Source organism: Sulfurovum sp., assembly GCF_041562805.1.
Lineage (GTDB): Bacteria > Campylobacterota > Campylobacteria > Campylobacterales > Sulfurovaceae > Sulfurovum.
Map to the genome: position 1 here is coordinate 1 of NZ_JBFFOH010000011.1, position 25,945 is coordinate 25,945.

Here is a 25,945-nt window from a genome sequence, read left to right on the forward strand (position 1 = left end):
CGAAGGGAGCCCCGGATGCGGAAAGTCCATGATCGCCAAGCGTCTGCACTACATTCTGCCACCCGTCACCTCAGATGAACTGCTCGACATTGCCAAGCTCGACTCCCTTGAAGGGAGCGAACCGCACTTCAGCCCCTTGCGACCCTTTAGGTCACCCCACCACACTTCAACACCGGCATCGGTCTTTGGCGGCGGCTGTCATTTCCAATTAACAATACTACATTCCAATAAACTATACTACTAACGATTCATTATTTCTAGTAAATCTTTTTAAAACTGCGGAGACAACAATAGCATCGTTGTCGATATTTAGTGTTACCCAACCAAGACATATGCGCCTTGCAATCAAATTAACATTCACTTAACGCCGTTCCAATATCATTTTATCCGTATAGGCTATCAAATTAAATATTTAGCTACAAAGGTTATTGCTATGAATAAAATCCTTCTACTAATAATGTTCAGTTTAACTATTGCTGAATTATCGGCAGACATGGACATTCACCGAACGCTCCCTCTAATTACTCTCTCTGATGACAATGGGGGCCATTATAATGGCGAGACTTGGGATTCATCAACATTGCAGGGTAAAACAACTATGTTAATGTATGTTGACCCTGATGAAAAAAACAAAGGTGAAATTTTTAAACCTACTATTGAAGCGTTCGAGAAAGAACTTGATTTCCGGAAGTTTCAAATTTTGGTGATCATAAATTTAAAAGCAACCTGGAAACCAACTTTTATGATTAAATCTCTTATGAAAAATAAATTAACTGAGTACCCAAAACGTATATATATTCTCGATAACAATTCAATTTTAATAAAAAAATGGAGACTTACTGACAATGAGTACAACACACTTGTCATCAATCGCGATAGTAAAGTCATCTACAGTCATTCTGGCACGTGGAAAGAAGATGAGATATCTCAAATCAACACACTCATCCGTTCGCAAGTCCAGTAGCTTTAGTTAGTTTTACGGTTTTAACATTTGGCTAATGCCTTAGATATAATATTTCAACACTCTTTATTCAGGAATCAAACAATATGAAGCCTCTTTTTTTACTCCTCTTTTCATTTTTAATGCTTCATGCAATGACATTAGAACAGACTATAACTTATGCTTTAGAGAATAACAATGCTCTTAAACAATCCAATATTGCTATCGATCGTTCGAAGTCAATGCGTGATAACAAACAGGCACGGAACTATGGAAATCTTGATTTTATTGCCTCTTATGATCACTATAATCTCCCGCGCACACTCGCGCCATTAACACCTGCATCATTGATTAATGTTCCTGGGGCCTCAGCTGAAATACCGACAACAAAAGACATGTTCACTACGGGCATAGCCTATAACGTAATACTTTTTGATGGATTCGCACAACAGAATGCTTATAGTATCTCAGATCTTCTGTATCAATCTACTTCGATCAAACATAAGCTTGGACGTGAAGAGTTGATATACAATGTACGGAATCTATATTTGACCCTACTTGCACTCCAAGAACAGTTGGATGCACAATATACATATACTAAGGCCCAAAATAGATTATTAGCACATATCATAAAAGGGCACAGCTTAGGAAGTAAATCGAAGATCGATGTTTTAAAAGCCAAAAATAGTATTGAAGCCAGTCATACTCAAGAAAGTGAAATAGAAACTAATATAGCGATCATCAAGGCATCATTGACTTCACTAACGGGGGGAAAAGAATTTGATAAAGCTGAACCACTCAATATCGACATAGATATTGCGCAAGAAAAGAATATTCAAAATATGGAAATTACTACTCTCGATCGTTATAAAGCCACTGAAATTGCTATTAAAACCAGCGCAAAGAAAATTGATAAAAGTAAATCAAGCTATTACCCAATGATTGACTTTGGCGCATACTATGGACAAAACTTTGGCCCCAATGATGCAGATACCATTTACAATAATGAAATTGTTTTAAACAAAGGAGACTGGAACAATCAGGATATTTGGCAAGTAGGTGTACACCTAAAATGGAATATCTTGGACTTTGGTGCGACTTCTTCCGAAATTCAAATATCCAAGCTTGAGTATATGGATGCCAGACTTGAAAGCGAAGGTCTTAAAATTGAACTCCGCAAAAACATTGCCATTGCTCAAAACAACATTAAACTAGCTTCTTCACAATACAAAAGTGCCTCATCTCAATATGAATTATTAAGTGAGACAGAAAAAATTGAACAAATTCGTTATGACAATAACGCACTGACATTAACAGATTTATTGGCTACAAGGGCTAATAAGATACTTGCATATGCACAAGTCATCAACGCAAAGTACAGTTATCAGAGAGCACGTTATTACTTGGATTACCTACTTGAAAAGGGAGATAAATAAATGAAAAAAATTTTCTATATCGCACTTGTTATTGCCATCGTAATTGCGGCGGGTGTATTTTTAACAAAACAAAAAAAGGCTGTCGATGAGCTACCGTTACCAACGGTTCACTCTTATAGAGTGGACACCGTAAATGCGTCAATAAAAACGATCCGTGCGACTCGTAACTTTCTCGCACAATTACTTGCAAGTAAAAATGCACTTATCGCGTCCAAGTTTTCTGCTGAAATCAAAAAAATTCATGTAAAAGAAAATGATATCGTCAAACAAGGGCAAAACCTTATCTCTTTAGATGATGCCGAGATTCGTGCTAATATTGCCTCGCTCCAAAAGCAGCTAAAAGCATTGACCATTGATGTTGCCAAAACTAAAGAATCTCTTGATCGTAATAGAAAACTATTAGATGTTGATGCCATATCTCAAGAAAAATTTGACAACTTGAATGTCCTCTACAACAAGAAACTTTCTGAACTTGAGAGTACTACAGAGAAGATAAACCAGCTTAATGCGCAACTAAAATATTATAATATAAAAGCCCCTTTCAGCGGACGTGTCGGGACAATCTACGTTGACGCAGGCAATCTTGCCGTTCCTGGTAAGCCTATAGTCTCTCTTAACTCTGATGACCAAAAGCTTTTATTTTCATATACTGAGAACTCACAGGCAATTATTGAAGGACAAAAAGTGCTTGTCGATGACCATGTTATCGGTTCAATTTTGCGTCGTTATGATGATGCAAAAAATGCGATGCTCATTGCAGAAGTAAAACCATCTAAGTCTCTATCATATGCCAATAAGTCCTTCGTAAACATTAAGGTCGTTGTTGGCGAGGCCAAAGGATGCAGTATCCCGTTAAATGCGATTCTTCACCGCAAGGACAAAACAACAGTTATGCTATATGAAAAGGGCCGCTTTAAGCCTTTTGAGGTCACTGTCATCCTACAGGACGAGAAAGACGCAATCATATCAGAATGTACAACCTCTCCTATTGCGATAGCGTCTGAAGCAAAACTTGCACTATTACCTGCACACGGTTCGTTTGACCTGATAGAGGAAAAGTAATATGAAAAAGTCATCCTCATGGGTAGAGGCGATGCTACGTCGTCCCTACTTCATATACTCTTTCTTAACGCTTTTTATCTTTTTGGGGATAATCGGCTACCAAAAACTAGATCGAAAATTATTTCCAGATTCCAATTATCCCACAATTGCTGTGGTTATTGTTCACCCAGGTGCCTCAGCTAAATCCCTAGCCTCTAATGTGAGCGTTCCTGTAGAAGAAGAGCTATACACACTTGATAAAATTCGTCGTGTCTACTCTACCACCATTGATGAAGTCAGTATCATCAACGCAGAGTTTGAATACATAAAAGGTATCGATGCGGCCACTGGTGATGTCAGTAACGCACTTGACAAGATCAAAGGGAAGCTGCCTATCACGATTTTGCCTCCAAAAATCTTACAAATAACATCAGCAACGGCACCCATTATTACTATAGCTGTAAGTCCAAAGAACGGTGATATCCCTCTCGAGGATATTCGTCAATTAGCGCAGAATGAGATCAAACACCGTCTAATCAAACTGAGTGGAATAGCAAATATTGACATCTTTGGTGGATACGATAAAGAACTACAGATAATCATTAATAAGGAAAAGCTGGATCAATATGGGCTCGACATGAGCCATGTCCTAGCTACGATAAAAAGCAATGATGACGACTATGCCATAGGTTTTATCAATAGTGACAGGGACCGTTACCTATTAAAATCTACGGGAAAACGTGACAGTATAGCTGCTCTAAAAGCAATGCACATCACCCCCGACATAACACTTAATGATGTGTCAACTATTTATTTTGGTCACTACGAAAATTCTGCACTCTATTTTGGCAATCAAAAAGAGGCCATCGCTATTGCTGTGCAACGTTCGGAAAATGCTGATGTTGTGAAGAGTATAGAACGCGTTGAAGAAGAACTCAAAACGATAAAGTCTCAATATCCAAATCTTGATTTCGAAATTACAGACACACAAAAAGACACCATTGTCCAGAGTACGACTAATATGTTCGAGTCCCTTCGTGATGCGATTATTATGTCCACTCTTGTGGTCTTTTTCTTTTTGGCAAGTTTTAGACAGGTTGTCGTTGTCCTTATTACCATTCCGATAGTCTATTCATCAACTATTGCACTGATGTGGATTTTTGGTATAGAGTTTAATGTTGTGACACTTACAGCGATCATTCTTGCACTGGGTCTTCTACTCGACGATACTGTCGTCGTTATGGAAAATATAGAACGACATTACAAGGAGGAGCATGATGAAATTCATAAAGCGGTTTTTGCAGGAACAAAAGAGATCATGTTTGCCGATCTGTCAGGGACTGTAACGACGATGATAGCGTTATCTCCAATGCTATTTGTCGGAGGCTATCCCCAAACTGTCTTTCAGCCTCTGGTTGGAACACTCCTGCTTGCACTAGCAGCTTCATACGTTATTTCTATTTCTGCCGTTCCATTACTTTCGCTAAAAATTTTGGCTATCCAGCATCCATGGGTCTTAAAATCGGAAGCATTGTTCGAACGTTTCACAGGTCTTGTCAACAAAAAAATCGCTACCTTCTTTGCCAATGCTGTTAAAGCAGCTCTTGATAACAAAGCAATTGCAACTGCATATTTTCTCGCCTTGTTATTTCTTTTTGTTACGAGTGTAAAAGGGGTCATGCCAACCGTTGGTCAAGAGTTAATGCCCCCAATGGATACCGGCGGGGTCAAGATTTCAATTACCGTTGACCCAAACTTACCGATTGAGGCAAGTAAACAGATTATTAAAGAAGCTGATCAAATCATTGCCGAACATGGTGAACTTTTACGTCTTTCATCATCTATTGGTTCTGAAGCAGGTATCATGAGTATAGGTAGCGGTAGCGGCATTGACCATATTGTTATTACGGCTACCTATGTTGACCGTTATCAACGCAAAGAGAATATTTGGGAAATAGAGCGTAAACTTCGCCGTGAGCTCTCACAGATAAAAAATATCAACACTTTGGACGTAGTTGACTATGGAGCGACTGCATTGGCAAGTATTCGTGCCAATATTGACGTTACGCTTTCCGGTCCAGATCTTGGTGATCTTGAAGTTGCAGGAGAAATGATAGCTGATGCAATGCGTAATACACAGGGCCTTGTTTCTGTTTCAAAAACATGGGAACGGAACAAGCGTGTATTTGATCTCGAAATAGATGAACAACGTTCTGCCCTTTATGGTATAAATAATGCTGAAATAATACGTCAACTTCAAATTTATATACGTGGTGCGAAAGTTGCATCCTTTGGTCTACAAAACAGTAATGACTTTGGTATTCGTATTTGGATTAATGAAGCAAAACGTAACGATGTAAGAACGCTAAGTTCCATATTGCTGACGACACCAAAAGGAAAAATTCCACTCTCGGCTGTAGCAAAGGTGACAATATTGACAGAACCTTCACTTATTACGCGCGAAGGTTTGAACTACACCCTGAATGTCTATGGGTTTAGAGAGAAAGCAGCTATTTCACATATCATGGAAAATTTTGAAAAGGCTTCGAAAGAGATTATCCTACCTGCTTCTGTCACAATGGAACAAACAGGTGATATAAAACAGTTTAAAAGTTCTGCAGAACGGATGATTGGAGCAATCGCCTTTGCTCTAGTACTGATCTTTTTTACACTAATTACACTTTTTAATTCAATAAAAATTTCTCTGATGATCTTAGTCTCTATTCCATTAACAATCATTGGTGCTTCATGGATGATGTTGCTTATGTATTATCATACCTCCATGCCGGCGATGATGGGCTTTATCTTGTTATCAGGTATTATTGTCAATAACGCAATTCTACTTATCCACTTTGCAATGGAGAAGATGCAGACTGGCATGTCTAAACGCGAAGCGATGTTTGAAAGTATCCGAATTCGTACTAGGCCTGTCCTTATGACAGCATTAGCTGTTTCTGTAGGAATGTTACCCGTAGCTATGGGTTCAGCAATCGGTCTCGAACGTCTTGCACCTTTAGGTGCTGTTGCTATCGGCGGACTGTTAGTTGGTACATTTTTAACACTTTTATTTATTCCTCTTGTTTTTATCTGGACCGTACGTGAAGATGAATTAAAAGAAGAAGAGTTCTAGAACCATTCTATGTCATCATTAAAATCGATACCATAGATTTATTACTGTTCCTCAATTGAAGAAGTTAGATCATTGGAATCGATGAATTGACAGTAATGACCTTTTTCTTTTCAATCTTCAACACCTTGTCACAGTAAGGTAACATCTGCTCATCATGCGTCACCATAATGATGGCAACATTCTGTTCTATAGCAATTTTTTTAAGCATCTGTACTACACTGACTGAACGTTCAAAATCAAGTGCTGCCGTCGGTTCATCCGCTAAAATAATTTCCGGCTCATTCGCAAGTGCACGAGCAATTGCAACACGTTGATTTTGACCCCCAGAAAGCTGAGACGGCATGAAATTAGCCTTATCTGCAATATCAAAATAGGTCAACAACTCCATAGCTTTAGCCTCTGCCCGTTCTTTTGAGAGACCATTTGTTTGTGGCAGTAGAGTCACATTATCTATAACATTGATAAAAGGAATCAAATAGTGCGCTTGAAAAATAAAACCGATCTTTTCACGGCGAATACGACGTGTGTCGTTTCGAATCCATTGATCATGATACACTTCTTCAGTTCCAAGCCATATTCTTCCTGAGGTAGGTTCAAGTACGCAGCCGATCATCATCAGCAGGGTGGTTTTACCAGCACCGCTAGGGGCAACAAGAGCAATAAGCTCGCCCTTGTTGACAAGGAAGGAGGCGCCATCAATGACATTAACAAGACTCTCCCCTTTACCAAACCTTTTGACCAAATTCTCGATACGAATTCCTTGTCTATCCATATTAGCCTCCTATTGCTGCAGCTGGATCCGCATGAATAACCTTTCGAACTCCCACAAATGAAGAGAGAATGGAAGCCACTATGACAACACCAAATAGTACCCAGGCATCCGGAATCTCCAACACTACTCGTTTCGGAAAGTTGTCAGCGATAAGATGAGAAAAAACATTACCAAAGATAAAGGCCAAAAAACCAAGTATGATAGTCTCCTGAACGATCATTTTGATAATCATGCTGTTAGGTATTCCTATGAGTTTCATAATTGAGATCTCTTTGATCTTTTCAAGTGTCATCGTGTAAATGATAAGTGCAATGATGATGGTTGACACAACGACCAATATTGCTGTAAATAGTCCGATCTGTTTTGATGAACGTTCAATAAGGTTCTTTGTTAAAATCATCTTCTGCTCTGTTCTGGTATATACACTTTTATGTTTCCATTGTCTTATTTCTTCTGCTACAGAGTCAACGTTATAACCCGGCTTAAGTGTAGCAACAACTGCGTTGACCATTTTGATATTCTCGCCGTTCAATATACCACGTGCCCGGTCGCTTCGGATTCTAGCGTTTGAATAAAGGAATTGTAGCCGCTGCGCATCTTTAAGACTGATATAGACCAATAAATCACCGCCAGATGAAACTGTCCCTTTGGTAATACCAACAACATGGTAAATATCATTGCCCAGTCTGATACTATCATCAAGTTTGAATCTTGTTTCCTCTGATACGACGATCTGGTAATGGTCTCTATCCAGCGTTTTACCATTTATCAGACGCTCTGGATTAATTGGATCAATAGTTCCATACGGATCAAAACCTACGGCCATCACCCGAATTGATTTGTTTACATGAGGCAATTGAAGGTTTTGAAAAGTCAGTGCTTCGCTCTTATCAATACCTGCAATGACTTGCATTGTATCTTTAATATCTTCATGCACTCTCGATGCTTCTGCAAATGGGCCCAATGTACCCTCCTGTACAATCCAGAGGTCAGCGTTAATGTCTTTGAGAAGTATCTCAGCATCCACCATCATCCCCCGGTAAACACCGATCATAATAAGAACGAGTCCCAACAGCATCCCGACCCCCATAGCTGTGACAAGAAATTTGCCCAAGGTATGTGCAATATCTTTTTGTGCCAGATTGATCATTGGTAGACTCTCATCCCTTCTGATAGCGGTTTTTTATTGGCATCAGGGACGATTAATCGACTTACTAAAGGAAGACCTTCTGCAACTCCAACCCCATCTTCGCCTCGAGCAGTTATATTCAGCGGTTGAAAATGTGCACGCCCTTCTTTGAGTACCCAGACACCTGTTAACCCGTTTTGTTGACGTAACAGTGAGTGAGGTACTTTAACGATAGCATCTATCGTCTCAGTAATTATCGAAACCTCGGCTTGCTCATTGATGTAAAAAGGAATCGGAAGTACATCGAATGCCACATCCACTTCTCGCTCTTTAGTCACTGCATCACTCATGGTCGCGATACGTGCTACATGACCAGATAGAGACACACCATCACGCGAGCGAAGGGTAATAAAGGCGGTATTACCTATCGCAACTTTGCCACTGATGCGTTCATCAATATAGGCTTTAACCCAAACCGTCTTAGGATCAACGATGCGAACGATGGGCTGTGATACCTGAAGTGTTTGGGCCACCTCCGCATCCTTTGCAATAACAAAACCGTCTATCGGAGCATATATCTTGAAACGCGACAATTTCTCTTTAAAACTGTCTACACTCTTTTCTGCCCGTGCAATTTCGCTCTTGCTAGAGTCAACATTTGCCAATGTTGCAGCGATCTGAGCATCAATACTTTGCATATCAGCCTTCGCTTTATCATATTCGGCTTGTGCCGCGTACCCCTGCTTCTGAAGTCTTTCATAGCGTTCATAAGTCACACGAATCAATCGTTTTTGTGCATTCAAGCTCTCTAGCTCTTTTTGTAGTGCCAGTAATCCGTAACGTGCTTTTGTAGCTGAAATTCGTGATTCTGCATACAGATGCGGCATATCCACCGGGTCAACAGTAGCCAAAAGATCACCTTTTTTTACCCAGCACCCCTGATCGGTCTCTACTGTCAATATTTTTCCACCCGTTTGTGAACTGACAGGATAAATCTCTTTCGCATTTACTTCTCCAATACCGAAGACCTTGACATCAAGCTTTCCCACAGTAGGATGAATTGTCCTGAAAGTGCTCTTAGGCAGATAGACTTTAAAATAAAAGAACGCTCCGCCCAAAACAACGACTAATAAAATTATCATATATGTTGCCCCATTTTTGTAGAGACTATTAAGACGTTTGCTCAATTCTGTCATAACATTTATCATTCTTCTTTTCCTATAAGATATTCAAGATTGTTTACTGCTACCTTTCGGCCATACAGTGCCTCGAGCAAACCTAGCTCTGCATTCAAGTAAAGTGCCGTGGCATCAAGCACTTCAATATAGGTGGAGAGCCCTTCTTTATAACGGGCTTCGAGCACCTTTCGTGTCGCTTCGGCCGAATTTAACTGTGCCTGTTTTGCTTCAATACTTTTTTCATAGCGCTTCAGATCAATAAGCAGCGCGTTAAGTTCTTCACGCAGGGCAATGATCCTGGAGGACCTCTGTTCTCTTGCGACATCTATACCGATTCGAGCACGCTGCGCCTCTGCTCCGATACGTCCGCCTGAATAAAGCGGAATCGTCAATAGTACCCCGACCGAACTGGTGTCATAACGGTTCAATGTGTCCTGATAGGTATATGAAGCAAACGCATCTATAGATCCATAATGGCTTGCTTGGGCTGCACGGTACTGTAGTTTGTTCTTATCAATACTCTGCGAAGCGATCTTAATCTGCAAATTGTTCGCGAGCATCGCATCTTGCAATATAGGATTGCTCTCTATCCTAGGTATGCCATGTTTTATCACATCAGATTCGAGTTCAACATCTTCCGGTATCGGTGCATCTATATATAGAGCCATCGTAGTACGTGTCTTATCCAGCGAAGCTTGTGCGATGCCAAGATTATCTTTTGCCAGAAAATAAGCTGCAAGAAAACGGCTGGCGTCAGCCTCTGTCCTGAGACCTTGTACAACCAGTGCATTTGCCTGAGCATACAATGCTTGTTTGGCTTCCATATCTTTACGTCTGACTACAACAGCCTCTCTCTGAACCACCATCAGCGCATAAAGAGATTGAACCTTGTAGACCATCGCAGCCTTCGCATCGTTAAAAGATAGTTCTGCAATCTTCTGTTCATTTTGTTCGGCTTTCACCAGTGAGGTTGTTTTGGAAAAATCCCATACTTTCTGTTGCACTATAGCTCCAGCAGACCAACCATCATTATCAATGGTCTGGAATTGCCCATTTTGCGGCATGACATAGGTACGAAACGGATCATACTCTCCTATCAGGGTCATCTGAGGAAAATAGTTAGCGCGTGATGCCTCGTAGCTCTTTTCACTTTGTGCCACTTTTAACATAAATATCTTGATATCGGGATGGTTCGAGAGTGTTTGTTCCACACACTGCTGCATAGTAAGCATCTGCCCCATTAAAGGCAATGAAAGTAGAAAAGATATAAGTATGTTTCTTTTCATGTTGACCTCTTGACATAATATGTGCATCTATGTAAATATCTTAGAACTTTCGTATAAACGCAACGTTAAGAAAAAACATATCACCTGTTACGCAATAGCCGATTTAACGTTCGATTAATATGGAAAGTCTAAGATACCTTCATGAGAAATCCCGATAACACTGAATACAATAAGTCACTGTTAACCTGGAATATTCGTTTCTCTTTGCATTCAATTTATCGACTTTTTATTTGTTTATTATTCTTGGTCACGCCACTTAAAAGTGACACGATCTCCATTTTATTTGAAAATGATCTATTTGCCGGAACAGATAAGCACTACACAAACGGCGTACGCATTGGATGGCTGGATGACTCACTGCATAAAGATGAACAAATCAACTATTCTCAGCTTATGTATAAAACAATTGACGCCATTCCTTATTTGTATTTAGATCCACACAAAAAACACAATGCAGGTTTTAGTCTCTATCAAATGATGTTCACTCCCCAAGATATTACAGCTACCGAAGCGAATTACGATGATATCCCGTATACCGGGCATCTTATATTTTCATTTTTCTTATTTGAATATGATTCCAATAGCTATGACGAATATAAACTTCAATTTGGAATCGTCGGTCCACTTTCTGGTGCAGCTAACGTACAAAAATTTTTCCATCGATTAACACACAGCACTCAACCTCAAGGATGGGACACCCAACTTGGCAACCACCTTACGGCAGGTATCACTTACGATCATGGCACCAGGCTATGGCAAAAAGAAATTGGATATGGTCTCTCTTCAGATTTTATTGGAAGTTACGGGATACAACTTGGAAACTTTTACACTGGTGCAGCCGCAAGAGGTGTCTGGCGAGTAGGCAATAATTACCCAGATAACTTCAATGCATTTTACTCTGATGTAATAGGCGATAGTGCTCTTTTGGGGCTTCAGGAGAGTTCTGAGGAGTTTGGCTGGTCAGTCAACCTTGGTCTTACACTTAACGGGATTGCATATTTTTACGTGACTGATGCCGATACCGATTACAACATCCAGAGAAAACCCTATTTAGGCGATGCACTTCTTTCGTTGAGCTTTTACTTTCAAGATTTTGAACTCTCGCTTACTAAGCAAATAAAATTTTCATTATCTAATCCTTCGGATAATACACTTTCATATGGTGCGGCATCATTGTTATGGAAGTTCTAATTCTCCTTTATCTCCGTAGTTTGACATTTTTTTCTTGATCTTTTGAGACTATATCAGACATATCAACTCTTACTAAAATGTAAGGCTATAAGCTTTTCAAGTACTTCCAAAACATCCTCCTCATCACTAAGGGATGATACTATTGAATGCATACACGCTTGATAAGGGTCAAATCCTTTTGCAATCAATTTCCCGGCATAAATGAGAAGTCTTGTCGATACTGCTTCTTGAATGTCGCTATCGCTGAGTTGGCGTATCTCAGCAGCAATATCGACGAGTTTTTGAGCACTCTTGCTATCGACACTGCTCTCTTGGATGAGTATCTCTTTTTCAATCTCAGCTTCCGGATAGTCAAAACTCAGCGACAAGAATCGCTGTTTTGTGCTCGGCTTCATACCCTTTAATATATTTTGATACCCTGGGTTATATGATACCACCAGCATAAAATCTGGATGTGCTTGTATCACTTCACCTGTTCTATCGATCGGTAAGACTCTACGATAATCTGCTAGAGAGTGCAACACAACAGTCGTGTCTTTTCGCGCTTCTATAATTTCGTCAAGATAGCAAATACCTCCATTCCTTACTGCCTTCGTCAGCGGTCCATCCTGCCAATAGGTGCCATTTTCATCGATGAGATGACGACCAACCAGATCAGCAGCACTCAAATCATCATGGCAGACAACCGTGTAAACTTCCCGTCCTAATTCATCGCCCATCGTTTCAATAAATCGTGTTTTTCCACATCCAGTCGGACCTTTTATAAGAATAGGCAAATTCATTCCGGCAGCCGCCTTAAATAGTTCGACTTCATTGGATTGGGGTAAATAGTAAGTTTTGGACATTTCTTTTCCTTTATTGTGTTAAGTTCATATATATTTGCGGTAAAACTTTTGGCAGTTTTTTAGCATCGCGGATAACGGCAAAAGAGTTGGCCCCAAAGAGATAGGGAAGATACTCTTTTGCATCGAGGTCAATAGTGATACAAAAGGGTGTTATCCCTTTTTCTTTAACCTCTTGGATCGCTTTTTTGGTGTCTTCTATGCCATATCGCCCATCATATCTATCCACATCATTGGGTTTGCCATCGCTTAGAATAATCAGCAGTTTGTTCCGGCTTTGCTGTTTTTCTAAAATCTTACCGCTCTCACGTATGGCTGCACCCATGCGGGTATAATATCCCGGTTTAACGGCATCAATACGACCGCGAATTTCATCAGTGTATTTCTGTTTAAAGTTTTTGATGATATTAAAGTTTACTTTTGTGTTTTTAATCGATGAAAAGGTATAGATCGCGAATCTGTCCTGAAGCCTCTGCAGTGACTCTGAAAAGACCATCAAAGCATCTTTTATCATGTCTATGACCCGAATTTCCTGTGTTATCCCGGCTTCGGTGGAGAGTGAAACATCCGCCAGGATCAACGTTGAGATATCTCTTGTTTTTCTCTCGAAGGTTTCAAAAAACCTTTGTGGATGGTTTGAACGATTTTGATGTCCTTTATAATCGATCCAGGTATCAATATTGATCTCATCACCGTAAGGCAGGTTGTCTTTTTTAATCCTGTCAAGTTCCATCAGGTCGAGTTCGTTTTGAATACGACGCATCATTTTTTGAAGTCGCTTTGGTAAGGCAACAGCTTGTACATTGATCGGAATGGACGGTTTTATACACACATAATTTTTCAGGTATTTTTCTTTTTTATAATCCCATTCATCTATCATGTGCCCTTTTCCGAGCGGATATTGTTCTACGCTATTTGCAGAGATATCCAAGTCCATTTTAATTCTTGCGGAGAGATTGGCATCTTTTTGTCCAAGTGTTATTTCATCTAGATCTTCAGCATGGTAAAGTGCATCTTCATCAAAACTGTCATTCTCCTGCCTGTCGACATTGACATGTTCCATAAGACTCATAAGCGACTCAGGCAAAAAAAGTAAAAAACCATCTGTCTCTTTTTTGTCATCGATCTGTTGTGATCTTTTCTTCATTTTTAAAATTTCTGTTTTATGTTGCTCATCCTGTTCTCTTCCTGGTTCCTCTTCATCATCAAGATCGGGGGATTTGTTTCTGCATGATAAAGATGGATAGACCCAAAGAGGCGTTGGATAATTATGATTTATTGGATTTTCGTCAAAAGAGTCAATAGATGATAATTTAAAATAATGGTCACTCAAAAAAACTTGAGCATAATCATAAAACTCTCTGAATCCTTTGTACTTGTTTGTCAGAACGTTTATGCCTTTTTTATTTTCATTTGTAATGTTGTCACTATTGATATTGACATTCGCGAGCATTGCAATAAGCCAGAAATAATGCATTTCATTATATTTCTTATCAGGGAAGTATGATAGTGAAGGGGGAAGGTAGATACCTTTTTCATCTTGCCAGGCAAGGAAAAAAGTTTGACCTGTCCCCGAAATAATCTCAAGTAATGTTCTTGATGTCTTCATCGATCGTTTGTCGGTAGTGTGCAGTTCTTTTCCTTTATCACCTCCTAGGAGATGATAAAATAGTTTTAATGCCTTCGCTTTATGATTGAAATCGACTTGTTCATGTTCAAAAGCATGAGATGCTTTTTTGGTGACATAATGGTCCCAAAACTTACCGACTTTTTCATCCATTATGCAGCTACTTTCTCTTCTTTAACAAAAAAGCTATAAAAATAGGTAAGCAGACCGGCAAAAACCATAAGCCCAAATGCTAGACGAATACCATACACCATAGAGATCTCTGCCTGTGTCTCCATAAAGCTAAGTGCTTCAGAGGAGCTAGGTAACCTTTGTAAAACGATTTGAATAACACCTGCAACCGTAAGGGCTAAAGTCAGTCCAATCATGCCGATAACCATCAACCAGAAGCTAATGCGTTCTACCTTTTGTGCTTTTGGTCCGTTACCGTGTAGACGTCCACGGAGAATAGGCATTGCATACGATATCAATGTAAAACAGATCATGACATAGGCACCAAAAAAGGACAGGTGTCCATGTGCAGCTGTTAATTGTGTTCCGTGGGTATAGAAATTAACAGGTGCAAGGGTATGCATAAAACCCCAGACGCCAGCACCTAAAAAGCCTACTACAGCAGTGCCTTTGGCCCAGGTCAATGCCATTTTGTTGTCATGTTGTATACGACGGTTTTTGGCCATATTGTATGCGAAAAGAATCATCAGGAAAAATGGAATAGGCTCTGCAGCAGATGCAATTGAACCGATCCATAGCCAGTAGCCAGGGGTTCCTATGAAGAAAAAGTGATGTCCTGTTCCTGCCAGTCCCGAGATTAGCGTCATTGCAATAATCAAGTAGAGCCATTTGTCAATATGCTCACGATCAACACCTGTCGTTTTAATCAGGACAAATGCCAAAAGAGCCCCCAAGATCAGTTCCCATGTGGCTTCGACCCATAAATGGACTACAAACCACCAGAAAAACTTATCCATAACGAGGTTGTCAGGTACGTAAAAGGCAAACAGAAAGAAAAATGCCAAGCCGAAAAGACCCGTTAATAAAATCGTAGAGATAACTGTTTTTCGACCTTTTAATACGGTCATCGTCGTGTTTAAAATATACGATAACACAACAAGAACAATACCTATTTTTGTAATTGTCGGCTGTTCTAAAAACTCGCGGCCCATAGTAGGCCACAACTCGTTAAAAGTAATCTCTGCCAATGTTGAATACGGTACAAAAAGATAACCAAGTATTGTCGCTACGCCGGCTGCGGCAAATACCCAAAAGGTAATTTTAGCGAGCAGGGGGCTCCATAGTTCTCTTTCGCTCTCCTCAGGTATTAGATAATAAGTAGCACCCATGAATCCAAATAGTAAGAGAACTATGAGTAAATTAATGTGTACCATACGAAGTACATTGAACGGAATTGCCGGGAATAAAAAGTCGCCGTAAAGGTACTGTATTCCCATAGCAATGCCAAAAAGAATTTCTCCTACCAGAAGAATTAATGCAAAAATAAAATATGGTTTTGCGACCATTTGCGATTGATATCTCATATGTTTTCCTTATCCTTGAGTATTTGGTGGCCATTCTTGGTTATTCACTCTCGATGACCAGATTAAAAAGTCTGCTAGATTGTTTATTTGTACGGGGCTCAAGTGAAATTGAGGCATTTTCCTTCTGTTAGGGGTGTCTAATGGCTGAGCCGCCATCCATCCTAATAGATACGTTTTAAATACTTTTTCATCTCCTCCAGCTATACGTTCAAATACATTTCCAAGCTCGGGGGCATAATATGCGCCTTCTCCAAGTAAGGTATGACAGCCGATACAATCATTGTCTTCCCATACTTTTTTACCGAGAGCAACTGATTCAGTAAGCTTCTCTTCATGGCTTAATTTTGGTATTTGTTGAACTGTATCAAACGTCAGTCCTACAAATACCAAAATTGCAAATACGCCTCCACCAAAATAGATGTTTTTAGCCATATTTTTAGTTATACGCTCAGCCATTGTAACTCCTGTTATTAAAATCTACCTGCTAGTAGTTATTGAAATGGTATCAACTTAAATTTAAATCTACCTTTAAGTAGATAATAAAGATTTTTTGATTACACTTAGAGGAACAATTGAAGTGTAAAGGTCTGAAATGCAACTACAAAACACATCCCAATACGCTATAAGAATTTTAATTTATCTGGCAAATCAAAATAAAGATTGTCTAAGCACCTCGCCAGAGCTATCTAAGACCTTGGATATTCCTTATAAATTTTTGACAAAGATCATGGGGAACCTTGTAAAAGCTGGATTCGTCAAATCTATAAAAGGAAGAGAAGGTGGATACGCTTTAGAGAGTTCTGCATTAGAACTACCAATATCATCTGTCTTAGATACCTTTAATGATTCTTTACACGACGAACAATGTATCTTAGGAGCAGGCTACTGTGATAATATCAATAAATGTGCTTTGCATGATCAATGGATGGCTCCAAAACATTTGATACAAATTATGTTTAAAGAAACTACTCTCGAAGATCTTTTGGGTAAAGGTAACAAAAAATAGCTCTGTGCTTGCAAATTAATATCGAATTTTAATCCATACATTTTAAGGAGCTATAGTTATTATGAAATCTAAATTATTAATGTATTTTCAAAGAATGAAAGGTGGAAAGAAACATCATCCAAAAAGGTCATTTTCTAAAGTTATTTGGTCCTGGTTAGGAGCCTTTATCGGGATATATTCTATTTCAATTGTAAATAAAATTATTGATACTAACCACACTGATGCGTTATTTTTATTGGGATCATTTGGTGCTTCTGCAGTTTTAATATATGCAGCTCCACAAGCTGAATTCTCTCAACCTCGTAATTTTTTAGGAGGTCATATTCTCTCCACTATAGTAGGCATAACTATTTATAAATTTTTACCTTTTGATATTCCTACTTTAAGTGCTATCGCAGTATCTTTATCTATAGTTGTTATGTATTTAACAAACACTCTTCACCCACCTGGAGGGGCAACTGCATTAGTAGCTATTGTGGGAAGTCCGCAAACACATAAACTCGGATACTTGTTCGTTATCACACCTGTATTGCTCGATTCAATAATATTACTTATCATTGGTTTGATAATTAATAATATATCTGGAAACCCAAAAAGACACTATCCAAGTTATTGGTTCTAAACTTTAAAGATCAGAAGTTTTTAACTACTATCACTTCTGTAGGCAAACAGACATTTCTTTACTATGAAAATGTCATTTTCAAGAAGCCATACTGGAAGTAGACAGTTGTCCTCGTGCCCATGGTTTCCGTTTACACACATTCTAGAGTTAAATCGTATAGCAGACTTTTCGCATTATCAAACTTTTTTGTATCTGACATCGTGATTTTTGATTAAGGCTTTGCGGCATCTACAGTTAGGAGATTGCAGAGACTAAAGCCGAAGCAGTGAGAGAGCAGTCCCGCATCGAGAGACTTCGATGCGGTGTTCAGTTGAAGGGCGATAGGTCTTTCTACACTCCATCAATCTTTTTCTATCAGAGGTGGAGTTCAATGCCTGGGATTTAGTTTTCAGAGATTTTCTTGTTAACTCGTATGACAACCATTAGCACAATAATAGCACCCATTTATTCTATGTTCTGGCCATTGTCGTTTAGCATATGCCACTGCTTCATGACAAGAATTATGATAACCTAGATCAATCTGGTTTTCACTCTTTGGCATATGAGTACAACCTGTTGTTGCATTATGAACCTCATGATCTCCATTAGACTGTGAATTCTTATTAATAATAAATCTTGGCATTTGTTCATCCTAAATTATTGTTCGTTTTTGAATCAGGATTGCTTACAGGAGTTTTTACCCCATTAACAGTCCGAACATGATAGTTTGAGTAATTGCCACTTTCAATTTGACGTACGAATTGATTTCTTGTCATATCTGCACCACTGTAGTTATCGTGGAATTTTTGGTTTCTACCAGTGTCACTCTCATAAGTAACACTTACCCGTTTTCTTGCCATTTCTAGCTCCTTTTCTTTATCAAAAAAGTGTAAATTCACAATAATTCTTAATGCCTATATAAGTGTAAACTTACTAGAATGACAGTCACCAAAAAGTCATTTAAGTTTTACTATGAATTAAGTTTAACTATTTCTAGTAGACCTTATCTGATTTCTATGAAATCATTTCCCCTCACAATATTCCGATTTAAAATACTGCGACGCCATAAGCTATAAAAAAGTTTTTATAACTCTAGGGAGATTCTACCTTTTTTGGAATTCTTTTGTCAAGCAGTATTACCAAACTTGTGCAAAAATGGAGTACTAAATAATAATTAATACTCCACAAGTGCAAAAGAGTAGTAATTCTCTTGTTTTTTTTATATCATTATCATTAAGGAAAAGGACGTAGAAAATGAATGAAAGAACAATTGAAATTTATAAAGCATTATATGGAAGCATAGAATGTACTAAAGAAAATTTAACAAACTATTTAAACCTCTCAAGCGTTAAGACTGTTGAAAACAATATCAAAGAAATAGAAGATATTGAATATGACATAACAATCAGAAAATATCGTTTTAAAAACCTACTACCAGAATACATTCCTAATGAAGTTTTTTTTGATACCTTTAAAGACTCAATCACAAATAAATTGATGAAAAATGACTTTGCTTTACTTGAAAAACATATTTCCTCAATTAACACGAAGTCTATGATTCACACTTCCGAGTTATCCAATTTAGCAAAAAAAATTATAATGTTCAAAAATGCGATAAAAAATAATTGTATTTTAAAAGTCAGCTACAAAAAAAATGATGACACCACAGAAGAAAAATTTATTCAACCTAATACAATTTATTCAAATGGATTTACCTACTATTGTTTTGTTACGTATGACAAACGAAATAAAGAAAAGGCAGGTGAACAAAGGACTTTCGCCTTTAATGGGATTCTAGATATTGAGGCTGTTGAATATACAAATAATTTTCCTTTCTCAAAAGAACAAAAAGGAAATGCATTTGGCTCTTTTAAAAAAGACAGGTTTGTTGTTTTACATTTGAATCAAAAAGTGGCACATTTTTTTAAACGTGAAAACCTTTTTAGTGATGATGCTTTTGAGCTAATAGACGAAGAATCAAATGGTTCTCTTACTGTTAAGATGTACTACAACATAGATTTTGAAATTGAAAGAATCGTTCAACAATGGATGCCAAACATTACAATTCAAAATAACCTAGAATTAAAAAATAAAGTTTATAAAAAAATCAATGATAATTTAGCTCAATTATTACATAGTTGACTGGAAAATGGCACCTGTCCCATTGTCAGACTCTAATTCAATGTTCCTCGCTTTGTTTCCGGCGCCTTTTTTCAATCACTTCAAGCCCTCGCGGTCGAGGCCTCTTTAACTCGGAACCTTCCACCTTTTGATGTTTTTCCGATTCGTCAAGCTTTAGCAGATCATCCCACTCATCCCGATACAGGCTCCATGATGCTTGTGAAGCCAGATAGATAGCCTTTATGTTCTCGGCGGTTATCTCATCGAAGAGTAGCAGCTTTTCATAATCCTCAGCATCACACTCTTTGAAAAACTTCTCAATGACTATCTTCTCATTGATATTCTTGTTTTCATAATCTCCGCTGCTAAAGATACCTATGATCTCCGGGAGGGAGAATTTTACATTACTGTTTCGGTTAACGATGTGCTGTAATCGGTGATATTTAGGTTTATTATTCATCCGTCACTTTCTCACGATAATTAGTCAATTTCATTACAGCCAACGCTACCTCTTGCAGTAAATACACTTTTTACTCCCAGACAATAAGTCTAACACTAAATTGCTTTATCACTCAACATTAAATCATCTGCACAGTTAAATCATGATCCATTAAACTACACTACAATATACTCTCTTACAAACTTTCGAAGGCACTAGGAGAACTATGGATAATTACCACAAGCTGAGGACTCTTCCAAATGATGCCATTCATAGAGTTATTTGGTGGTATGGGCCAGTAATTAAGAACCCATTCTCGTCTGACGTTCCTCTCGTAGAGGTTCTTACAAGAACGATATTCGAGGACAACAAACTCTCGGAACAGGCGTATACACATAGAGCGCCCGTATCTGAACTTGATATAGTGAAAATTGGCTCCATATGGAAGGGGCGACAACGACTGGATGAATACTTTGGAACATATCAATCGCAACAGTTCTCCTTTGACTTTACGTTGCATGAACCTGAATCAGTTCGTTTCAATGATCATAAACCTGGATCAAACCAATGGCAGATCCCACCATATCTCTATAATCTTGGAAATATCCCTCAAGCATACAAATACCATTTTTTTAATTCAACATTGACCAAACTCACAACCGACAGTGGCACTGTAGTGTTAATCCCATCTCTTGAGTTTCTTACGGGAGCTGTATCGCCTGCCCATAAGCAAATACGATACAAGCTTTTGCAATACCCTCTTGATGAATTAACAGAAATGTATTTCAAGTCAGCTAACATCGAAGACGGCAATTACGTTGTAAAAATGAAAGAGGGTCATTTTGATGAGAACATTAATCTGCTTTCTTACCTCCGTCTTAACAACATGACACGCAAGCGACTCAGCCGTTTGTGGACATCTATTGAAAAAACAAGACTTATGCGTAACGGGAGGCCCTACGAAGACAGATACCCTGAAGTGCTCCCGTACCACCCAACAACGATGTCCTTAGCCGGCGATGGTATATGGATTGACAACAATACGTTTCTTTTGTTTAGAATAACTGGTGTTTCCCAACCTCACGACTTTCATATTACACATCTTAAAACCACGTATGATGCAAAAGAACCTCAGGAGAATGGCAAAGAAGATCCTGAGAAGTATATCCCCTCTTCTAAAGATTTTGATCCAGGAGATGAGGAGATCACACCAGAAAACAATCCGCACCGAAGCGCAGGCTCCACCCATATTAGATCTGGAGTAACTATTATCGGGTTGCCTGCTCAAATTACTGTTAAAGAAGAGCGCAAAGAGATACAAAGCGCACATCGATCCCAGCCTGAGGAAGAGCAGGAAATATCAGGCCTATCATCAGGAGATCCGAACAATAGAGAAGAGTCCAAAGGAACCGCTGGACTTAGACAGAACAGCTTGGAAGATACGCCTCCTAAAGGTCTCTCCCAGGGCCTGCTAAAAGAAACCATCGAGGCTCTGACGAACTTAGTTAAAGCTGGTGATTCGGAAGTTCAAAACTTCTATTATATCGGGAATAAAGCTCAGGAATCTCCGAATCTAATATTTTGCAGTGTTCACAGGGTACAGCTCTCACGTGATTATACTGGACGCTGGCATATTGCTAAAAAAGTAGATCGCGAAGGGATGCCTCCAAAATATATTTTGCGAAAGTTTTTAGTTGCAAAAATTGAATTAACTAATAGTGCCAATGCTTACTTGGTTGAAATTGAACGAAAATCTCAAAGCGAATCCTTTTCAGGTCTTTTATTCAGCAATGGAACAGAGGACCTTACAGAGGACGACTTAAAAACACTACTGATCTCTATTACAGAGAACAAGGGAAGATATACCACAATGATTAAGGTTGGTGATCATACGGTTCAATCTACCTTGGAGCTCCCTGTTTTAAAGTTTATTACCTTTAAGCATTTGGAAATGGCTAAAACATTAAAAAATGCTATTGGAAAAGCAAAGAGGGAAGGCGTATTTATTTAATGACTACGGTTCAAACTTCTTGAAATTGTGGTGATTGCAGTGTAGCTTAGACTTATTCAGTGAATTGAATAAATATGTGATTTATGCTGTCACATTGCCAAAATCAAACAACAGGAGGATTCTATTGTCTAATAGTACTCTACACGATGAAGGTTGGATAGCATTACCCATTGATGCTAAATTCGAAAGAATGGCTAAGGAAATGCGAGTGCAAAGAGATCAACAGTACGGAAATATTTACGAAGAAACAGCTACAGATGAACGATGGGTTGGCGATCTCGGCGAAAAAGTATTCGATTCATGGTTAAAACATGAAAACATTCAGGCTTTTGAATGGAAAAAGGACAATGCAGCTGGTCAACCTGATTTTATACTTTCTAATGGTATTAAAATTGGCATAAAAACTGTCAAACGAAAAGTACCGCCTAGACAAGATTATACTGCCCAAATAACGGCTAAACATGCTACAGAACCTATCCATTTCTTCTTTTTTATGTCCTACGAAATAGAAAAACAAACAATGTGGTTATTAGGTGGTATTGACCGCGAAAGATTTTTAAAGGAAGCCCGATATTACAGCGCAGGAGAAAAGGTCCATCCAAAGTATGAAATCCGTAAAGGCCATGAGATTTATAATATCGAGATTTTCAAACTTTTAAAACCACATGACTTCTTGCAAAATATTATTAACGTGCCTCCTGTCACACGTCTATAAAGATGACAAAGGATCTCTGCTATCTTGCTCCAACTTGATTAACAAATCAGGTTCTGCCATACACCAAATAAGAGAATCAACTGCGATCCCGGATAATCTTCTTTTTAGAGGGTCTACATTTCGATGTTCAAATACGCTAACAAATGCTATTTGTTCAGGTGGGTAGCCCGCTGTTTCTGTTAAAGCGAGCAATTCTAATTTTCGTCTCTCTGTAATAGGGCCATCAGTGGCTACAATTTCTATGAAAACAATAAGAACACGTTCTCTTCCAAGGTCTGCCAGCACTACATCAGGCAATAGTTTTTGCTGATCAATTACAAGTCCAATACTTTTCATCAACTCGTCATCGTCCAAAACTACTTTTTTTGAACTTTCACTAACCCATAGAACAACTGGTTCTAGTAAATGTTTAGTTGCAAACTCTTCAATTACCGCTTTTGTAAGAATTGAGCTCATGCCCGCTGACAATACGCGACTTCCTCCACCTGGAAGGCGAACTTCAACCGCTTCTTGATCAGATACACGCGCATTCATTATGCGAGTACGGGCAAGCTCTGGTGCAGATAGATGGTGTTCTCGCCAATTTTCAGCAGCCTGATCAAATTCATCATCATCTAAAGTAAAAAGATTTGCAAAACTCTCACGCAAAGCATACCTGCCCTTTGAGCTTGTTGTAGGGATACCCTGTCTCATAACAACCGCACCCTTCTCCACAAAACCTTGCCGAAGTGTTTCATCGCGTATTGGTTCACGGGTATTATCCTGGTACCATGTCTCATCTTCTGGCTTATATCCGCGCTTACTGGTATTCACAATATATTGTTTACGATGAACTTCGTCTTGCATACTTGCCGTTGAATCACTCATTCTTGTAATCTGTTTTGGTCCTACCCAAACATCTCTTCCTTCGATGGCGTCTATATACAGCATAACAAAAACAGTTTTTGCCGCCATCTCGCGTACAAGATAATTCCGATCGCTTACACCTTCGAGGAATATTCCCTGAAGTCGTCTTTTTATTTCCCCTATTTCAGGCAGCGGTGCTTGTGCATACATTTATGTACATATCCTTTGCAAGGGCCTCTATTTCATCCCTGGTAAGCGTGGTATTATTGACTAATTCGTCAAATGCTTTGAACCTACTTGGTGCTGGCAAAGGCATATTTTCGAGTTCGTATGCTGATACTGCAGTTGATCCATTAATACAACGAAATACCTGATCAGCGATCTGTGTGTTTAAAAAAGCGGACAATGTTTTAGGAGAAATCTTTGGCGATAAGCCTTTTATTGGTCTAATCATATTAACGTGATTCTCAACACTCACTTTCCCACCATTTTCATCTATAAATGCTTGGGGGAGTGCTGCTGCAACAAGTCGTCTATACTGCTCAATTGAAGATGTGCGTTGCACCAACACACATTCTTGAGCAATTACATTAGGATCATTGCTCTTTGTTGATAAGTACCAGGGTAAGTGGTTTTTACCAGTAGTCTTGAACGCAAATCCTCCAGAACCAGCAGAGTCTATACACTCTGCCCAGACTACGGGAACAGATCCTTTTTTTCGCTTAGGAAACAACTCATCTTTATGCCTATTCCACACCAATGGCCCAGTAGATATTTCATACCCAAGATCAGCTAACTTATGTTGCGTAGTTTTCAGAACAGAGACCGTTTCCACTTGAGTTGAATTGCGTGGTAAATACCATGGCTCATCACTCTTTTTTGGTAGATAATGTTTACCACCATTTACTATGGAACCGATACCGTTTTCTTGAACGTCAAGAAATGAAACCAGCGTTTCTTCGGCAACATTATTTCGTCCATAAACTGCAAGCAATGTTTCCTGAAGAGCATCTGCGAAGACACCATCACGTTTCGATATAAAATCGATTTCAACCGGTGCGGCTTCGGTCAATAAAAGAGATCTAAGAGCCTTGAAATATTGTCCCCCGAGAAAGCTTGTTGGTGTCACATATGCAATAGCACCTCTATCATTTGTCAATCTGAGTGCTAGGTCTGTAAACAAACCGTACAAATTAGCATGACCAAATAGGCTTCTCGCCCATTTTTTTCGTTCTTCTTTTTCAAGCTTGAGCTTGCCATAAGGAGGATTCCCGATAACCAGATCAAATTGATTATAAAGATCTTCAGAGTCTTGTAAACTATTACAAACTCGAACCATTCCGCTAACATCTACTGAGTGAGTTTCTCCGAGTTCTGCTTTCAGTGATGCCTCAACAAAGACTTCCGTCATCCATGCACTGAAGGGGTCTATCTCCAGACCATACAAATGCATTTTTATATGGCAGATTATGTCATTTGGGTCCAGCCCATGTAGGGATTTAACCATTCGTTTGACGATTGGTGCCAAGAATGCTCCCCCTCCGCATGCCGGGTCAATGATTTGGTCTTTTTTCCAATCAGTTCCTGCTTGTTCTGCCATATCTAAAAGCCGTTCGGTCAAAGAGGGAGGAGTGTAAAAGACACCATATTTTGATCGATATTCTTTTGGAAGCATCACCGTGTAAATGGACCCTAAAAGATAAGAAGCCATATCAAGATCCAAAGTGAGAAGTTCATTCCGAATCTCATCGCCCAAGGGATGTCCGATAATTGCTATTGGTGATTGTTGCATAGGGTCATACATGGAAACAAGTATGTCCCCAATGAAAGAGCGCGCAAAGTTTATTTGATCAGACTGACTGGCAGAAAGTTTTCTTGCTTGATTACGTAACTCTATAATTTTTTCTTTAGCCATATCCGTGATTTTACCTTTGAAAACTATTGATTAAACATTATATCATTCACTCTTGCCATCTACTTAGAAAGATGACATTTATTCATATATATTTGAAATTAAAGAAGAAGCACGTGGACTTTTTTAAAAAAGACTTGAAACTGCTTTTTGTTTCCTGAATTCAAAAAACATCTTCGTTATCGGC

The 25,945-nt window shown here is 38.9% G+C and carries 22 protein-coding genes and 1 pseudogene; 11 read left to right on the plus strand and 12 right to left on the minus strand.

Features of this window, described 5'->3' with window-relative positions:
- The 5 genes and pseudogenes from ABYK33_RS02765 to ABYK33_RS02785 all read left to right on the plus strand — a co-directional run.
- Window positions 1-202 (plus strand): annotated as a pseudogene (locus tag ABYK33_RS02765) (ATP-binding protein); the annotation flags it as partial.
- 231 nt (window positions 203-433) lie between these two features.
- A complete protein-coding gene (locus tag ABYK33_RS02770; protein WP_373031402.1) occupies window positions 434-964 on the plus strand; it encodes a YtfJ family protein in 531 nt (176 codons plus the stop codon).
- An 83-nt stretch (window positions 965-1,047) separates the two neighbouring features.
- Window positions 1,048-2,376 (plus strand): TolC family protein, encoded by a 1,329-nt coding sequence (locus ABYK33_RS02775; protein ID WP_373031403.1) that lies wholly within the window; start codon window positions 1,048-1,050, stop codon window positions 2,374-2,376.
- Window positions 2,377-3,438: an efflux RND transporter periplasmic adaptor subunit gene (locus ABYK33_RS02780; RefSeq protein ID WP_373031404.1), complete on the plus strand. Its 1,062-nt coding sequence runs from the start codon at window positions 2,377-2,379 to the stop codon at window positions 3,436-3,438.
- Between the two features lies 1 nt (window position 3,439).
- Complete coding sequence (locus ABYK33_RS02785) at window positions 3,440-6,547, plus strand: efflux RND transporter permease subunit (protein ID WP_373031405.1); 3,108 nt, start codon at window positions 3,440-3,442, stop codon at window positions 6,545-6,547.
- A gap of 64 nt (window positions 6,548-6,611) precedes the next feature.
- Here the strand turns inward: ABYK33_RS02785 and ABYK33_RS02790 are convergent, their stop codons facing one another.
- Genes ABYK33_RS02790 through ABYK33_RS02805 form a run of 4 tightly spaced genes read right to left on the minus strand, consistent with a single transcriptional unit; the run spans window position 6,612 to window position 10,912 of the window.
- Window positions 6,612-7,319 (minus strand): ABC transporter ATP-binding protein, encoded by a 708-nt coding sequence (locus ABYK33_RS02790; protein ID WP_373031406.1) that lies wholly within the window; start codon window positions 7,317-7,319, stop codon window positions 6,612-6,614.
- 1 nt (window position 7,320) lies between these two features.
- On the minus strand, window positions 7,321-8,469 hold the full coding sequence (locus ABYK33_RS02795) for an ABC transporter permease (RefSeq protein WP_373031407.1): 1,149 nt from the start codon (window positions 8,467-8,469) through the stop codon (window positions 7,321-7,323).
- Complete coding sequence (locus ABYK33_RS02800; RefSeq protein ID WP_373031409.1) at window positions 8,466-9,656, minus strand: efflux RND transporter periplasmic adaptor subunit; 1,191 nt, start codon at window positions 9,654-9,656, stop codon at window positions 8,466-8,468. Before ABYK33_RS02800 ends, ABYK33_RS02795 begins: the two co-directional genes overlap by 4 nt.
- The gene (locus tag ABYK33_RS02805; RefSeq protein ID WP_373031410.1) at window positions 9,653-10,912 is read right to left on the minus strand and encodes a TolC family protein; all 1,260 of its coding nucleotides are present in this window, start codon (window positions 10,910-10,912) and stop codon (window positions 9,653-9,655) included. The genes ABYK33_RS02800 and ABYK33_RS02805 overlap by 4 nt, the downstream gene beginning before the upstream one ends.
- A 141-nt stretch (window positions 10,913-11,053) precedes the next feature.
- Between ABYK33_RS02805 and ABYK33_RS02810 the strand changes: the two genes are divergently transcribed.
- The gene (locus ABYK33_RS02810; RefSeq protein ID WP_373031411.1) at window positions 11,054-12,103 is read left to right on the plus strand and encodes a lipid A deacylase LpxR family protein; all 1,050 of its coding nucleotides are present in this window, start codon (window positions 11,054-11,056) and stop codon (window positions 12,101-12,103) included.
- A 62-nt stretch (window positions 12,104-12,165) separates the two neighbouring features.
- Here the strand turns inward: ABYK33_RS02810 and ABYK33_RS02815 are convergent, their stop codons facing one another.
- The 4 genes from ABYK33_RS02815 to ABYK33_RS02830 are packed head-to-tail and all read right to left on the minus strand — an operon-like array spanning window position 12,166 to window position 16,563.
- Window positions 12,166-12,948, minus strand: a complete 783-nt coding sequence (locus ABYK33_RS02815; RefSeq protein ID WP_373031412.1) for a CbbQ/NirQ/NorQ/GpvN family protein — start codon at window positions 12,946-12,948, stop codon at window positions 12,166-12,168.
- A 10-nt stretch (window positions 12,949-12,958) separates the two neighbouring features.
- Entirely contained in the window at window positions 12,959-14,725 is a 1,767-nt protein-coding gene (locus tag ABYK33_RS02820) for a nitric oxide reductase activation protein NorD (RefSeq protein ID WP_373031413.1), read from the minus strand.
- A complete protein-coding gene (locus ABYK33_RS02825; RefSeq protein WP_373031414.1) occupies window positions 14,725-16,107 on the minus strand; it encodes a cbb3-type cytochrome c oxidase subunit I in 1,383 nt (460 codons plus the stop codon). Before ABYK33_RS02825 ends, ABYK33_RS02820 begins: the two co-directional genes overlap by 1 nt.
- 9 nt (window positions 16,108-16,116) lie before the next feature.
- On the minus strand, window positions 16,117-16,563 hold the full coding sequence (locus ABYK33_RS02830; protein ID WP_373031415.1) for a cytochrome c: 447 nt from the start codon (window positions 16,561-16,563) through the stop codon (window positions 16,117-16,119).
- A 136-nt stretch (window positions 16,564-16,699) separates the two neighbouring features.
- Between ABYK33_RS02830 and ABYK33_RS02835 the strand changes: the two genes are divergently transcribed.
- Together ABYK33_RS02835 and ABYK33_RS02840 are read left to right on the plus strand one after the other, a co-directional pair.
- Window positions 16,700-17,113, plus strand: a complete 414-nt coding sequence (locus ABYK33_RS02835; protein ID WP_373031416.1) for an Rrf2 family transcriptional regulator — start codon at window positions 16,700-16,702, stop codon at window positions 17,111-17,113.
- Window positions 17,114-17,174: 61 nt separating this feature from the next.
- A complete protein-coding gene (locus tag ABYK33_RS02840; RefSeq protein ID WP_373031417.1) occupies window positions 17,175-17,735 on the plus strand; it encodes an HPP family protein in 561 nt (186 codons plus the stop codon).
- 626 nt (window positions 17,736-18,361) lie between these two features.
- Here ABYK33_RS02840 and ABYK33_RS02845 read toward each other — a convergent pair.
- On the minus strand, window positions 18,362-18,574 hold the full coding sequence (locus ABYK33_RS02845) for a hypothetical protein (protein WP_373031418.1): 213 nt from the start codon (window positions 18,572-18,574) through the stop codon (window positions 18,362-18,364).
- A gap of 394 nt (window positions 18,575-18,968) precedes the next feature.
- On the opposite strand from ABYK33_RS02845, the gene ABYK33_RS02850 reads away from it, so the two are divergent.
- Entirely contained in the window at window positions 18,969-19,856 is an 888-nt protein-coding gene (locus ABYK33_RS02850; RefSeq protein WP_373031419.1) for a WYL domain-containing protein, read from the plus strand.
- A 37-nt stretch (window positions 19,857-19,893) separates the two neighbouring features.
- On the opposite strand, the gene ABYK33_RS02855 is transcribed toward ABYK33_RS02850, so the two are convergent.
- Window positions 19,894-20,295: a hypothetical protein gene (locus tag ABYK33_RS02855; RefSeq protein ID WP_373031420.1), complete on the minus strand. Its 402-nt coding sequence runs from the start codon at window positions 20,293-20,295 to the stop codon at window positions 19,894-19,896.
- 205 nt (window positions 20,296-20,500) lie between these two features.
- Here ABYK33_RS02855 and ABYK33_RS02860 point away from each other — a divergent pair, with 205 nt between their 5' ends.
- The gene (locus tag ABYK33_RS02860; protein WP_373031421.1) at window positions 20,501-22,285 is read left to right on the plus strand and encodes a hypothetical protein; all 1,785 of its coding nucleotides are present in this window, start codon (window positions 20,501-20,503) and stop codon (window positions 22,283-22,285) included.
- Window positions 22,286-22,409: 124 nt separating this feature from the next.
- Complete coding sequence (locus ABYK33_RS02865) at window positions 22,410-23,000, plus strand: hypothetical protein (protein ID WP_373031422.1); 591 nt, start codon at window positions 22,410-22,412, stop codon at window positions 22,998-23,000.
- Here the strand turns inward: ABYK33_RS02865 and ABYK33_RS02870 are convergent.
- Both ABYK33_RS02870 and ABYK33_RS02875 read right to left on the minus strand, forming a co-directional pair.
- The gene (locus tag ABYK33_RS02870) at window positions 22,995-24,056 is read right to left on the minus strand and encodes a BsuBI/PstI family type II restriction endonuclease (RefSeq protein WP_373031423.1); all 1,062 of its coding nucleotides are present in this window, start codon (window positions 24,054-24,056) and stop codon (window positions 22,995-22,997) included. The genes ABYK33_RS02865 and ABYK33_RS02870 overlap by 6 nt on opposite strands.
- A complete protein-coding gene (locus tag ABYK33_RS02875; protein WP_373031424.1) occupies window positions 24,031-25,761 on the minus strand; it encodes a class I SAM-dependent DNA methyltransferase in 1,731 nt (576 codons plus the stop codon). The genes ABYK33_RS02870 and ABYK33_RS02875 overlap by 26 nt, the downstream gene beginning before the upstream one ends.
- Between the last annotated feature and the right edge of the window lie 184 nt (window positions 25,762-25,945).